Raw genomic sequence first — 14,563 nt, forward strand, 5'->3', positions numbered from 1 at the left:
GCTCTAACATAGTAGAGAAGGCGACGTGAAGAAGCGTCGTGGATACGAAAGGAGTCAAATATGGCATCAGTGGATGCATCCGTTCTCAGCGAAGAGGATCTTCGTGCAAAAGCGTGGGATGGTTTTACAAGCGGCAATTGGGAAAAAGATATTGACGTTCGTGACTTTATCCTAAAGAATTACACCCCATACGAGGGTGATGAGACGTTCTTGGCAGACGCTACCGAAAAAACGAAGCATATGTGGAAGTACCTCGACGACAACTACTTGGCAGTTGAGCGCGAGCGCCGTGTATACGACGTTGAAACCCATATTCCAGCAGGTATCGATGCAATGCCAGCAGGCTACATTGAAAGCCCAGAAGTAGATAACGTAATCGTTGGTTTGCAAACTGACGAACCTTGCAAGCGTGCTATGATGCCAAATGGTGGTTGGCGAATGGTTGAGCAGGCTATTAAGGAAGCCGGCAAGGAAGTAGATCCAGAAATTAAGAAGATTTTCACCGTTTATCGCAAGACTCATAACGATGGCGTGTTTGGTGTTTACACCAAGAATATTAAGATTGCTCGTCACAACAAGATTTTGACTGGTTTGCCAGACGCTTATGGTCGTGGTCGTATTATCGGTGATTATCGTCGCGTGGCTCTTTACGGCGTAAACATGCTTATTGAGTTCAAGAAGCGCGATAAGGATTCGATTCCATACCGCAACGACTTCACTGAGACCGAGATTGAGCATTGGATTCGCTTCCGCGAAGAGCATGATGAGCAGATTAAGGCTTTGAAGCAGCTTATTAACTTGGGTAACGAGTATGGCTTGGATTTGAGCCGTCCAGCTCAAACCGCTAAGGAAGCTGTTCAGTGGACTTACATGGGCTATCTTGCTTCTGTTAAGAGCCAGGATGGCGCTGCAATGAGCTTCGGCCGTGTTTCCGCATTCTTCGATTGCTACTTTGAGCGTGATTTGAAGGCTGGCTTAATCAACGAAACCGATGCTCAGGAAATCATTGATGCTTTGGTTATGAAGCTTCGTATTGTGCGCTTCTTGCGTACTAAGGATTACGACGCAATCTTCTCTGGAGATCCATACTGGGCAACTTGGTCCGATGCTGGCTTCAGCGATGATGGTCGCACCTTTGTTACTAAGACTTCGTTCCGTTTGCTCAACACTTTGACTCTTGAGCATCTTGGGCCAGGTCCTGAGCCAAACATCACTATTTTCTGGGATCCAAAGCTTCCAGAAGCCTACAAGCGTTTCTGCGCACAAATCTCTATCGACACTTCTGCAATTCAGTACGAGTCCGATAAAGATATTCGTGAGCACTGGGGCGATGACGCTGCTATTGCTTGCTGCGTTTCCCCAATGCGCGTTGGTAAGCAAATGCAGTTCTTCGCTGCTCGCGTTAACTCCGCAAAGGCTTTGCTCTACGCTATCAACGGTGGCCGCGATGAAATGACTGGCATGCAGGTTATTGATAAGGGTGTTATTGACCCAATCAAGCCAGAAGCCGACGGAACTCTTGACTACGAGAAGGTTAAGGCCAATTACGAGAAGGCTTTGGAATGGCTTTCCGAAACCTACATTGAGGCTTTGAACATCATCCACTACATGCATGATAAGTACGCGTACGAGTCCATTGAGATGGCTTTGCACGATAGGGAAGTCTATCGTACACTCGGCTGCGGTATGTCTGGCTTGTCTATTGCTGCAGATTCCTTGGCTGCTTTGAAGTATGCAAAGGTTTACCCAATCTACAACAAGGATGCTAAGACCACTGAAGGTCATGAGTACGAGTACATCGAAGGCGCAGACGACGACTTAATCGTTGGCTACAAGACGGTTGGTGAGTTCCCAATCTATGGTAACGATGACGATCGTGCTGATGACTTGGCAAAGTGGGTTGTAAGCACTGTTATGGGTCAGATAAAGCGTTTGCCTGTGTACCGTAATGCTGTTCCAACTCAGTCCATCTTGACTATTACTTCTAATGTTGAGTACGGCAAGAACACTGGTTCCTTCCCATCTGGACACAAGAAGGGTACTCCTTACGCACCAGGTGCAAACCCAGAAAATGGTATGGATTCTCACGGTATGCTTCCATCCATGTTCTCCGTTGGCAAGATTGACTATGACGATGCTCTCGATGGTATTTCTTTGACCAACACCATTACTCCAGATGGTTTGGGAAGAGATGAAGACGAGCGTATAACGAATTTGGTTGGTATTTTGGACGCTGGCAACGGTCACGGCTTGTACCACGCAAACATCAACGTTTTGCGCAAGGAACAGCTTGAAGACGCTGTTGAGCACCCAGAAAAGTATCCACACCTTACGGTTCGAGTTTCTGGCTACGCAGTGAACTTCGTAAAGCTCACTAAGGAGCAGCAGCTCGACGTTATTTCTCGTACATTCCACCAGGGTTCGGTTACTGACTGAGTCTGATTGATTTATGAGGTGCCGCCGGGAGTGAGCAGGTTTTGCTCCTGGCGGCTTTTAAAATAAACGTAGTTTTTAAAATCGAATAAATTAAACCAAAGACGGTTATAGGAGGGCATATAGATGGTTGAAAACACAGCATTTCGTACCACGACTCAGCACATGTTAAAGGAGTCAAAAGAGTATGCCCGACAAACTTTAATGGGTGGTCTTTCTGGTTTTGAATCTCCAATTGGATTAGACAGAAAAGACCGCTTAGTTGCTCTTAAAACTGGCGATATTGGGTTTGTGCATTCGTGGGATATTAACACTTCTGTTGATGGCCCTGGCACTCGCATGACAGTGTTTATGAGTGGCTGCCCACTTCGTTGTCAATATTGCCAAAATCCTGATACCTGGAAAATGCGCGACGGCAAGCCAGTCTACTTAGATGCAATGATTAAAAAAGTTGACCGTTATCAAAGTCTTTTTAAGGCAACAGGCGGCGGAATCACATTTTCTGGCGGCGAATCCATGATGCAACCAGCTTTTGTATCTAGAGTGTTTCGTGCTGCAAAAGAAATGGGCGTGCATACTTGCTTAGATACTTCGGGCTTTTTGAATCGCAATTATACAGACGAAATGATTGACGACATTGACCTCTGCTTGCTAGACGTTAAATCTGGTATTGAAGAAACGTATAAAAAAGTAACTGGCGGCTTGCTTCAGCCAACTATTGACTTTGGTCAGCGCTTGGCGAAGGCTGGTAAGAAGATTTGGGTACGTTTTGTGCTTGTTCCAGGTCTTACAGACAGTGAAGAAAACGTTGAAAAAGTTGCTGAGATTTGCGATTCGTTTGGTGATGCTGTTGAGCATATTGACGTGCTTGGATTCCATCAGCTAGGCCGTCCAAAGTGGCATGAGCTTAGGATTCCGTACCCTCTTGAGAATCAAAAAGGGCCTTCTAGAGCACTTAAAGAGCGCGTTGTAAACCAGTTCAAAGACCACGGTTTTGTTGTGTATTAGACTGCGTTTAGATTGCATCAAAGCTGTAATTGTGATTTAGGAAAATTTTGCGTATTTCCTTGTTTTTTTTTTTTAAAAGTTTGTTACAATTTTACAAACACCCTTTTTAGAGAAAGGATACGCAATGAAGCGCAGAATAGGTTGTTGGATTGCATTAGCTTTTACATTAGCGTTAGCTATTTTTGTGCGGTGTAACGATCAGTTTGGTTTTGCTACAGCGCTTACTGTTTTCGTTATTTTGCCAATAATTTTGTTGCCAATAAACATTGTTGCATCGTTTGATGAGAAACTTCTTATTGAAGTGCCAATAATATCTATTGCGATAACTTTTGTTATAGAACTTGTTACTTTTTCAATATCCAAGTTCTCGGATTTAGGTTTACATGCTGGCTACGTTGTTCCAACAGTTTTAGCTTCGGCAGTCGCATTTACTCTTACTAGATTCCTTAAAACTAGGCTTGTTAAGCGCATAAATGACGAAATAGCAAACAATAAAGCAGATTGATTATTTGATTGATTACTTATTTTTGATTAGTCGTAGTTGTGTGCGAAAGTTGAAGCCGTGTTAAAAGATGCATAATCTATAACACGGCTTAAATATTTTTTACGGATATTTTGCAAAGAATTGCAAAGTAAGATGCAAAAACGTAAGAATTTGGCTAAAGCGTACAATCGGGAGGCGTTCTTGAATAAGGAACCAAAGCTTTTAAAAGAGCCTAGAGAAGGAGTTCCAGAAGTCATTGATACGCTTGAATCATATAAAGAATATTGTAGCTTGTTGGCAGCAGGCTCAGGTCCTTTAGCTGCAGATGCCGAGCGAGCTTCCGGTTTTAGATATGGTCATGAAGATTGGCTGATTCAGTTTAAACGCAAAGGTGCAGGAATCGGGTTACTGGATCCAATAGAACTTACAAAACTTGGAGCTGATTGGAATGAATTTAACAAGGCTGTAGGAGATGCGCCTTGGATTATTCACGATTCAATGCAAGATTTGCCAGGATTTTTTGATATCGGTTTGCGCCCTCTTGCTTTATTCGATACCGAGATTGCGGCTAAATTACTTGGAAGAAAGCGATTTGGTTTAAGCTCTGTAACTGAATATTATTTGGGTCTTACTCTTGCAAAAGAACATTCTGCAGCGGATTGGTCTTACCGCCCACTTCCTAGAGATTGGCGAAATTACGCGGCTTTAGACGTTGAATTGCTAATCGAATTAGAAGAAGTAATGCGTGCGGAACTTAAAAAGCAGGGCAAGCTTTTATGGGCAAATCAAGAGTTTGCACACTTATTAAGTAAAGGCGCACAAAAGAAGGCTCCTCACCCAAATCCTTGGCTTAGAATATCTCATATAAATGTTCTTATGCACGATAAAATCGGCTTAATGATTGCAAAAGAGCTGTGGCAAAAGCGAGATGAGCTTGCTCGTCAATACGATATTGCGCCAACTCTATTGCTTTCGGATGCTGCGATTATTGAAGCAGGCAAGCGAAAACCAAGTAATTCTAGGGAGTTTCGCTCGATTCGCATTCTTAACGAACGCGTTAGGATTCACACGGGCAGCGAACAAGACAAGATGTTTGAACGCTATGCTCCAATTCAGCGCAAAATCAAGCCAAATGTGTGGAAAGTCGTTATAGAAGACGCGATTAGTCGCGCTAAAAGTGGGGAAGTTGCAATTATTGACTATACGCAATCCTCTAATGATGAAGGTGACTGTGATTGCCCAAACGAATCAAGTTTAATTGCAAAAAATGCGCAAGATGTTCAAGAGTCACAAGCGGCTCCGCGTTCTATGAAGTATTGGCGTGAACATCATCCAAAAAGATATGAGCGTTTACAAAATGTCAAGCAGTCTTTAATCAAAATTGCGGAAGATACGCATACGCCTACGGAAATCATTATTAAACCGCAAATCATACGTAATCTTTGCTGGCAAGATGATGTTGAGCATATTAATGTTAAAGAGTTTTTAGATGAACAAGGTGCAAGAATGTGGCAAAGCGATTTAATCGCTGAGTCCGTAACTCGCGCTATTATGTAACGGTTGTGCCATATGGCAGAAGCTAGAAAACGTAATTTCAGGAGCATGAAGCGTGAAAATCAGCGTCAGGAATCTTGAGCCAACTAAGGTTAAGCTCACCATTACCGCAGATCTCGAAGATTTTGAGCCATTTATGGATCAGGCTCGTAAAGAGATCGCAAAGCAAATCAATGTGCCAGGTTTCCGTAAGGGACACGTACCAGGCAAGATTGTAGATCAGCGAGTTGGCTTCGGAGCTGTTGCCGGTGAAGCTGTAAATTCTGCTGTTCCAGAGCTTTATTCTAAGGCTTTGGAAGAAAAGAAGATTCGCCCAATGGATCAGCCAGAATTTGATGTTCAGGAAGTTCCAGAATCCGCTAAAGATGAAGTTAAGCTTAAGTTTGTTGCAACTGTTGAGCGTCGTCCAGAGTTCAAGCTTAACAAGTTCAAAGGTATGGAAATCGAAGTAGAAAAGCCAGAAGTTACAGACGAAGATGTTAATGCTCGTCTTGAGGCTTTGCGTCAGCGCTTCGGTACTCTTGTTGGTGTTGATCGCCCAGCTAAGAAGGGTGATTTTGCTAACATTGATTTGGAAGCTCGACTTGACGATGAGGTTGCTGATTCTCAGAATGGCGTGAGCTATGAGCTTGGTTCCAACACCATGCTTGATGGTTTGGATGAAGCTTTGGAAGGTCTTTCTGCTGGCGAAGAAACCACTTTTGAAGGTACTCTCGAAGCTGGAAAGAACCAGGGCAAGAAGGCTCAGGTTAAGGTGAAGGTTAACTCTGTTAAGACTCAGGAATTGCCAGAGCTTAATGATGACTTCGCTCAGGAAGCTTCTGAGTTTGATACTTTCGAAGAGCTTAAAGCTGATGTTCGTAAGTCTTGCGAGCAGGCAAATGAGGGTCGTCAGGCTACTATGGCTCGCGATGCCTTTATTGCTAAGCTTCAGGAAGAGGTTGAGATTCCTGTACCAAAGGGTGTTAAAGAAAAGGCTGTTGCTGAACATCTTAAGGGTATGACTCCAGATCCTGAAAAGGCTACTAAAGAGCAGAAGGAAGAAGCTGAGAAGGCTGCAGAAAAGGAGCTTCGTGACCAAATGGTTCTCGACGCTTTGGCAGAAAACCTTGATATTTCTGTATCTCAGGCAGATGTAACTAACTTCTTAGTTTCTGTTGCTCAGCAGTATGGTATGGATCCAAGCCAGTTTATTAACGCTATTGTTCGCAATGGTCAGCTTGGTTCTGCTGTTCAGGAAGTTGCTCGTTCTAAGGGCTTGCTTGCTGGTATGCGTGCTGTGAAGTTCGTTGCTGGTGGAGAGGCTATAGATTTGAGTGCTTTCTTAACTGAAGAAGAAGAGCCAGAAGACGAAAGTGTTAAGGCTGCTTCCGCTGCTGCTGCAGTAGCTGATGAGCTTACCTCTGAAAAGTAAGTTAGTATCTTCTATTAGATTTTAATCTAAGACCTAGTGGAGCTTAACTCCGCTGGGTCTTACTTATATTTTAATTAACTATTTAATGGAAAAATTTTAAGAATTGTGAGACGCTATGAATAGTAGTGCTGAAACGAAGCCTGAAGCTCGTTGCAAATTTGGCAGGTTACTTAGTTTTGCAATTCGAGTAGCGCGTTTTGCTGCAGCCTCTATTGTTCTTGGCATTCTTATCGGCTTAGGTGCAACAGTTCTTACGTTTATTCTTTATGCAGTACAATACCTTGCCTTTGGCTCAATTGAATCTGCTAAAAATACTGTATTTTCATCTCTTCCTTGGTATCGCTACGTGCTATCTTGCACAATTGCTATGACTGTTGCTGCACTAGCTTGGTATTTGTTGAGAAAAAGGGAGAGTCCTCCTAGAATTGTTACCATTCCGCAAGCTGTTAGCGGAAGTAAAATGCCAATTTTTTCTACTATTGCACATGTTTTGCTGCAAATCGGCATTGTTGGTTCTGGAATTTCAATTGGAAGGGAAGTAGCTCCGCGAGAATTAGCTGCAATGATTGCTCAGCGCTACAGCCGTATTTTTCATGTGTCTGCTAAAACTCAGCGCATACTTGTTGCATCTGCTGCAGGTGCTGGTTTGGCTGCAGTGTATCATGCGCCTTTAGCTGGCACTGTGCTTTCGTTAGGTTTGCTTAGTAAAACTCAAGGTTTTGGTTTTTATGCGTGGCTAAATAGAGAAAATGGTTCTGTAATAGTTAATTCACTTAAAAATATTGCGCGCTCGGAGCGTTTGCATTGCTTGCCTTTTGCTCTTGTTATGAATTATGTCGCTACGTTTGTTGCTGAATTTTTATTGCATCATTCTAGATACTACAATATTCCGCAATTTTCTTGCGTGATTTCTTGGCAAATCTGCGTTTTTGCTGTTGTTGTTGGCGCTGTGTGCGGCTTAGTTGGTTACGTTTTTCGCTTGGGTATTATTTGGTGTAGAACTCATGCTTTGCGCGGCCTACAAATGCTGTGTTTTATGCCTGTGGCTGGCTTAGTTATTGGTATTGCAGCTTGCTGGTTCCCACATATTATGGGAAATGGTAGGTCGCTTTCTCAGCTTGCGTTTTCTGTATCTAGCTTTCCGTATCTGGCAGAAAATTCGCGTATTATGATTATTTTGTTGCTTCTTGCAATGATGAAAATGCTTGCGACTTTGCTGGTTTTGCGTTACGGTGCCTCTGGAGGCGTTTTGCAGCCGAGTATTTCGACTGGCGCTTGCTTTGGTGTGATTTTATACGCTATTTTTTCAACGTCTGGTTTTTTGCAAGTTTTTGATATTTCGCAAGTTTCCGCAATTTCTGTATCTATTATTGGCGCTGCTTCTTTACTTGCGTCTTCTAGAAAAGCTCCGATTATGGCGTGGCTTCTAGTTGCTGAATTAGTAAATGCACCGTTTGCGTTAATTTGTCTTATGCTATTGGCGGTGATTGTGTCTAATTGCGTAGCTAATTGTGTTGAGCGCTTTATTTCGCATTTTTGTTTTGCGGTCACGCGCACACGATAGTCTAGATGTATTCAAAATGTTTGTAAGGAGATAAGGTGACTGAGCTGTTTACGGCTTCTCCCGCTATGCAAGAAGGGGAGCCACAAAATCCAACGGATTCGATTTTTAATCAACTTTTAAAGGATCGTATTATTTGGCTTGGTTCTGAAGTCAAGGATGAAAATGCTAATATCATCTGTGCTCAGATGCTTATGCTAGCTGCGCAAGATCCTAAAAAAGATATTTGGCTTTATATTAATTCGCCTGGAGGTTCTATTACCGCTGGAATGGCGATTTATGATACTATGCAGCTTATTGAGCCAGATGTGGCTACTATTGCTGTAGGAATGGCTGCTTCTATGGGTCAGTTCTTACTAAGCTCTGGTACCCCTGGTAAGCGTTTTATTACATCTCATGCACGTGTTCTTATGCACCAGCCTTCTGGTGGCGTTGGCGGTACTGCAACTGATGTGCGTATTAATGCTGAGTTAATTATGGATATGAAGAAGACTCTTTCTGAGCTTACTGCGCAGCAGACTGGTCATACAGTTGAAGAAATTTACCGTGACAATGAGTATGATCATTGGTTTACTGCGCAGCAGGCTTTGGAGTATGGTTTTGTGGATAAGATTGTCACCACTCCAGCTTCTATGCGTGGGGAGGAGTGATTTTATATGGCAAGTGAAGAAGCAAAGTTTGTTGCACGCGCCCAGCGCTTGGGTGGATTTGGTCAGACCAGTGGTGTGTTTACGAATCGTTATGTTTTGCCTCAATTTGGCGAGCAGACTCCTTATGGTATGAAGACTCAAGATCCTTACACTAAGCTTTTTGAAGATCGTATTATTTTCATGGGTGTGCAAGTTGATGACACTTCCGCTGATGACATTATGGCTCAGCTTTTGGTTCTAGAAAGCATGGATCCAAACAGGGATGTAATGATGTACATTAACTCTCCAGGCGGTTCTATGACAGCTATGACGGCAATTTACGACACTATGCAGTATATTAAGCCAGATGTTCAAACGGTGTGCTTAGGGCAAGCTGCTTCGGCTGCTGCGATTTTGCTTGCAGCTGGTGCTGCTGGTAAGCGTATGATTCTGCCAAATGCTCGTGTTCTTATTCATCAGCCTGCTATGGGTCAGGATTTTGGTAAGGCTACTGAGATAGAGCTTCAGGCTAAGGAAATGTTGCGTTTGCGTGAATGGTTGGAATCCACTCTTGCAAAGCATACTGGTCAGGATATTGAGCGTATTCGTAAAGATATTGAAGTGGATACGATTCTTACAGCTCCTCAGGCTAAAGAATACGGTATGGTAGATGAAGTTCTTGAACATAGATCTTAAGTAGTTTTTACTTTTTAGATTTTTATGTTTTAGCTGCAACCCCTGGCGACACGCCAGGGGTTGTGTTTTTGTGAATATGGTTGTATATTAGTCAAGTTGCCGAAAACAAGGGAACGATTTCCTAAGGCTTCGGAAACATGCGCCAGTAGCCCAACGGATTAGAGCATCTGACTACGGATCAGAAGGTTGCAGGTTCGAATCCTGTCTGGCGCACAGGTGGCGCGGTGATTTTCACCGCGTTTTTTTTTATTCTGTTTTCCGTTTAACGCATACTAAATCATATTAGGGTTATAGGCCAAAAAGTGTGTAAGGCTAAGCTGATGAATATTCTGGAAATAGAAGTAATCAGCTTAGCTTTTTGATAATTACTGGTAGTATTCACGACTCTTATGGAACTCATTCCAATCAACACCAGTACCATATCTTGCTGGTATTCCAAATACTTCAGATAATCCTTGATTAGAACGCTCCCAAGCTTGCCTATAGAGTTGTTCTATACGTTTACTAGTAAAAGAATGAGTGACTATCCAAGACTTATCTCTTGGCTTACTCGTGTTTAAATAACACCACCAGCATATAGCGTGTATACGTTTTAACAAGCTTAATCCACGATGATTACGTAGCATAGCGCGAATTCTACTATTCATTGATTCAATAGCATTATTAGTTGGTGGAATAGGATGAGTGCAATCTTCTGGAGGGCTAAGAAAAGTAAACATATAACCCTCATGAATACGCCTATCAATCATTGATTTAGCACGAACTAGTCTTTGATGAGTATCAGCAATACTACCATCACAATACTTGCTTTTCTCTTTAAGAAAATCACTCCAAGTATTCACCCAATTATTGTAAGAAATAAGCCAATGACGAGCTTGATTTTCTGTTTTTATGTCAGAAACAATGTTAGCTAATGATAGTAATTGCTTACCAGGAGTAAGACGAGGATTAACTCCAGTTAAAGCTTTAATGTTAAGACCTATATGGAACAAGCAACGTTGTATTTTCGTATTAGGCCAATATGTTTTTACTGCTTTACGAATACCACCAGAACCATCACAAACTACTACTAGCGGTTCCGCAATACGCTGCATGAGATAACCCCACGCGCGACTATTCTCACTACGAGCCACGTACCAGCCTAAAACATGTTTCCCAGAGTAAGCGATTAATACTACAGATTTACGTCCTAAATGAATACCATCAACATGAATGTAATCATAAACTTCATCCACGAATGGTACTTGCGGCCATAAGTCCCATAAAAGCTTATTCTTACGTCTTAAGGTACGGGCTGAGAAATCGTATGAATACTTATCCTGAGTCTTATTAGATAAAAGCCAATTTAAACTAACTGTTAAATCGTTTGATTGTTTATCATACGCTCTACTTTTAGAAGCCCCACAGTTAGTACAACGGTATCTAGTAGTGCCAGCATTGGTGTGACCATTCTTGCTCATTTTATGATGACAGTTATTGCATAGTGGGTTATTCATACAAATGAAGAATAACCCACATTCGATATACAACGAGCCCTACTGCCATAAGGGTTATGAGCTGATTTTTTACACACTTTTTGTCCGGGTGGCGAATGTGCAGAAAACAGATTCGATTACCGCAAAACGCTTGTATTGCAATGCGTGAGACATGATTTCTTACACACTTTTTGGCCTATAACCCTCATATTAGGTATAAAAAAACGAGGAACAAATCCAACATTGGGAGCGTTCCTCGTTTGCTTGTAAGTCTTACGCTTATCGTTTAAACCTACTCAGTAACTGCCTTCTTGAGCAAAGAACCAGCGGAGATTCTAACACCGTAAGATGCAGGAATCTTAATGGTTTCGCCAGTGCGTGGGTTGCGGCCAGTGCGCTCAGCGCGCTTTACACGCTCAGCGGAGAACAGACCAGTGAGCTTCAAGCCTTCACCAGACTGCAAAGCCTCAACGAACACATCCTGGAATGCGTTGACAGCGGCCTCGGCCTGTGCCTTGGTAAGGTTGGACTTCTGAGCGATCTTCGAAACGAGATCAGACTTGTTGTATGCCATACAAGCATCCTTTGTGTTAGGGGCCTTCTCTTCCAAAGACCACTTTCACTCATAGATATTAATACATTTTCCCTACAAATGCGCGGTTTTTCGCCGTTTTTCCGAGATTTTTTTACGATTTTTTAGATTTTTTGCTTGATAAAATACTTTAAAATCGTAGAAATGCCTTATATAGGATTATTTATACTATTATCAACTAAATAATCTTATATAAATAAGAGAGTTTGTTTTCAAGATTTTAAGTAGACCATACTAAGCTGTCTAGCTTTTTAAGCATATATTACATGGTCTAAACTAATCCGCGGTTACTAAGACTTTTCATAGCAAAAGCGCCTATTGGTATTCTTAGCCAGTAGAACATGAGTCTGTAAAGTAGGGTAGCAGATAATGCGATAGTTGGATGAATTCCAACTGAGGTAAAAGCAAAAGTAAGTGAAGCTTCAACAGCTCCCAATCCACCTGGTGTAGGAACAGCGGAACCAGCAGTATTGGCAACTAGGAACAGTAGCACTGTTTCCCAAGGGTTTGCATAGTAGCCGAAAGCAAGAAGAGCTACCCAATATCCCAGTCCTGTTGCAAAAACAAGAATAAGACCGCCTACAGTGCCTTTAATGAGCTGTTTAGGGCTACTTATTAGCTCTTTAATCTGTTTACCATAATCTGAAAGAATAGGAAGATATCTTTTACGTATAAATTTTCGAATAGGTGTAATAATCATAAAAGTGCATATGATTAGCGTTACTATTCCTATTACTGTTATGAGCATGTGTGTAGGAATCATTCCAGAAAGCACATTTTTACCAGTAAAAATGCCTACGCAGAACATAACTAAAGCTGTAACAAGTGCTTGTAAAAGCCAAACTGCACTTGTAATGGCTGTGGCTTGAGCAGCCGAATACCCATTCTTTTTTATAATTTGCATGTTCACAAAGGCTGGTCCTACGCCAGCTGGCATGGAAACAGCTGTAAACCCAGAAGCAGCTTGTGATGTAAACAGAACGCCAGCAGAAGGGCGTGAATCGTCCATAAAAGATCCAACTGTAATCGCAGAACCTACCCAAGCTAGCAAGCTGAACGCAAAGCATAATAGAACCATTAATGTATCCGCGCGTTTAAGAGCAGATACAATTTCTTGAGGATGCCACTGTGTTGCAATAGCAGCCAGAGCTGCAACAATAAGAATTAGCGTAACGAAGAATCTAATATTAAAACGGGCTAATCGCACTGTATCATAATCTTCGTCATCTGTGTGCTCACATACCTTTTCACCTAGCTTAGTTTTAAGTTCTTCAAACAATTTCTTATTCCAAGACGTTAATGCTCTAGTTGATGAAGGAATAGCAGCTTTTTGCATAAAAGGCATTATTTGAGCTAGTTTATCTGCGCCCCAAGTATTCATAGCAGCTTCTATAGCGCTACTTGTATCAATGCATGTTGCGATTATTGATAAAAGTTGTACTTTGTCTAAAGCAACATTGGTGTCGTCGCTAGCCACATCGCCATTTTGCCATCCTGCAATAACTGGAGTTCCATCTTCTAGCCTTGCAAGTGTTTCTGGGCTTATTCTTCTATGTGTTATTCCTCGATTGTTTGCAATATCGAGGTAGCGCATAAGTCTTTCCGCATCTTTAATTGTAAGTGTGTTTAAATTGCATGGCACAAGTACATTATCGGTGTGGAATACCATTATTGAAGATTTTCCACAATCTGTTACTCCATAAACGTTTGCTGTAGCTAAGTGCAAGCTCCTAAGAACAAGAAGCATTGAAAGATGATGATGTATGGAGTGTCTTGCAGAACGATCTCGTCTAACTGGTATATCTATTAGCTTAATCCATTGCCATAGCTGATTTAGATATCCTGGCAAGTGAACCTGATTATCTAGAACCGAAATTACGTATCTTGTTCCATGAATATCAATCGCATCGTATAGCCTTGAATTTTCAATCAGATCGTCATCAAGGCTAGATTTCAGAACACCAGTATGGTCTGTAGTTAGTGTACGTCTGTTTAATTGAACAAGATGAGTAATTCCAATATTTTCTAATGCGTCAACTATATCTTTTCCCCAAGCACCTTTGCTGCGAGTGCCTTTAATAAATCTGATTATTGTACCTATAGCGCGACCAATACACCAAGATGTTAAAACACCTGTTAGTGAATGCCATGATGTGACTATTAGTATAGGTGAAGCAATTATTAATGCTTGCCAAGATATTCTTACGACTTTACTATCTCGTCTAGGTCCACTAACGGTTAAAAAAGCAACTATTACCGCGTATATGTCTGGCAATAATTCAGTACCGTGACTGCTGGAAATTGAGTTAAATGATGTAAATAGTGGAGCATTATTTAAAGCAGTGAGAAGATAAGAAATATACCATACGAGAGGATATGTTAATAGCAAGGTTAGTGTAGATATCGTTGTGTCAATCCAACGTCTTGCGTTAATCATAGAAATTACTACGCTAGCTACTATGGCGATTGTAATTGCTTGCTGGAAAAGAGAAGATGGTAATCCAGTTACAATCCACACAATAATTTTTCCAGCATTTTTTGCATCGTGCTCTACGCCTGCGGTTGTGCCAGAAAAACACATTGTAAACAGTACAACCGCAGTTCCTAGTGCAATAGATATAATCGCGTAAATCAAATCAGCCCAATTACGAACTAATTTAGGCCTCGTGTCATTAATAACCAAATTTTCTTCTACTTGCGATTGCATAACCACACCG

At 41.8% G+C, this 14,563-nt stretch carries 11 protein-coding genes and 1 tRNA gene; 9 read left to right on the forward strand and 3 right to left on the reverse strand.

Annotation, left to right across the window (positions count from 1 at the left end):
- The first annotated feature begins 60 nt into the window (after positions 1–60).
- The 9 genes from pflB (at position 61) to HXT24_RS03970 (ending at position 9,992) form a co-directional block, all read left to right on the forward strand.
- Entirely contained in the window at positions 61–2,436 is a 2,376-nt protein-coding gene (pflB, locus tag HXT24_RS03930; protein WP_422119206.1) for a formate C-acetyltransferase, read from the forward strand.
- Positions 2,437–2,559: 123 nt separating this feature from the next.
- Complete coding sequence (gene pflA, locus HXT24_RS03935) at positions 2,560–3,441, forward strand: pyruvate formate-lyase-activating protein (protein ID WP_004112608.1); 882 nt, start codon at positions 2,560–2,562, stop codon at positions 3,439–3,441.
- 124 nt (positions 3,442–3,565) lie between these two features.
- The gene (locus HXT24_RS03940) at positions 3,566–3,946 is read left to right on the forward strand and encodes a hypothetical protein (protein ID WP_004121704.1); all 381 of its coding nucleotides are present in this window, start codon (positions 3,566–3,568) and stop codon (positions 3,944–3,946) included.
- Positions 3,947–4,126: 180 nt separating this feature from the next.
- Positions 4,127–5,482: an HRDC domain-containing protein gene (locus tag HXT24_RS03945; protein ID WP_422119207.1), complete on the forward strand. Its 1,356-nt coding sequence runs from the start codon at positions 4,127–4,129 to the stop codon at positions 5,480–5,482.
- Positions 5,483–5,534: 52 nt separating this feature from the next.
- Positions 5,535–6,893, forward strand: coding sequence for a trigger factor (gene tig, locus HXT24_RS03950; RefSeq protein WP_422119208.1), 1,359 nt, complete (start codon positions 5,535–5,537; stop codon positions 6,891–6,893).
- 115 nt (positions 6,894–7,008) lie between these two features.
- Positions 7,009–8,457, forward strand: coding sequence for a chloride channel protein (locus HXT24_RS03955; RefSeq protein WP_422119209.1), 1,449 nt, complete (start codon positions 7,009–7,011; stop codon positions 8,455–8,457).
- 35 nt (positions 8,458–8,492) lie between these two features.
- Positions 8,493–9,104, forward strand: a complete 612-nt coding sequence (locus HXT24_RS03960; protein WP_004125107.1) for an ATP-dependent Clp protease proteolytic subunit — start codon at positions 8,493–8,495, stop codon at positions 9,102–9,104.
- Positions 9,105–9,110: 6 nt separating this feature from the next.
- Positions 9,111–9,779 carry an ATP-dependent Clp protease proteolytic subunit gene (locus tag HXT24_RS03965; RefSeq protein WP_004121692.1) on the forward strand — a complete coding sequence of 223 codons (669 nt, stop codon included), beginning with the start codon at positions 9,111–9,113 and terminating at the stop codon, positions 9,777–9,779.
- Between the two features lie 139 nt (positions 9,780–9,918).
- A tRNA-Arg gene (locus HXT24_RS03970) sits at positions 9,919–9,992 on the forward strand.
- 152 nt (positions 9,993–10,144) lie between these two features.
- Here HXT24_RS03970 and HXT24_RS03975 read toward each other — a convergent pair.
- The 3 genes from HXT24_RS03975 to HXT24_RS03985 all read right to left on the reverse strand — a co-directional run bounded on the left by HXT24_RS03975 (position 10,145) and on the right by HXT24_RS03985 (position 14,553).
- Entirely contained in the window at positions 10,145–11,275 is a 1,131-nt protein-coding gene (locus tag HXT24_RS03975; RefSeq protein ID WP_029600594.1) for an IS256-like element ISGva2 family transposase, read from the reverse strand.
- Positions 11,276–11,546: 271 nt separating this feature from the next.
- Positions 11,547–11,828, reverse strand: a complete 282-nt coding sequence (locus HXT24_RS03980; protein ID WP_004112617.1) for an HU family DNA-binding protein — start codon at positions 11,826–11,828, stop codon at positions 11,547–11,549.
- Positions 11,829–12,117: 289 nt separating this feature from the next.
- Complete coding sequence (locus HXT24_RS03985; protein WP_116692182.1) at positions 12,118–14,553, reverse strand: lysylphosphatidylglycerol synthase transmembrane domain-containing protein; 2,436 nt, start codon at positions 14,551–14,553, stop codon at positions 12,118–12,120.
- Positions 14,554–14,563: the final 10 nt, after the last annotated feature.

Source organism: Gardnerella sp. DNF00354 (genome assembly GCF_049262755.1).
GTDB lineage: Bacteria > Actinomycetota > Actinomycetes > Actinomycetales > Bifidobacteriaceae > Bifidobacterium > Bifidobacterium vaginale.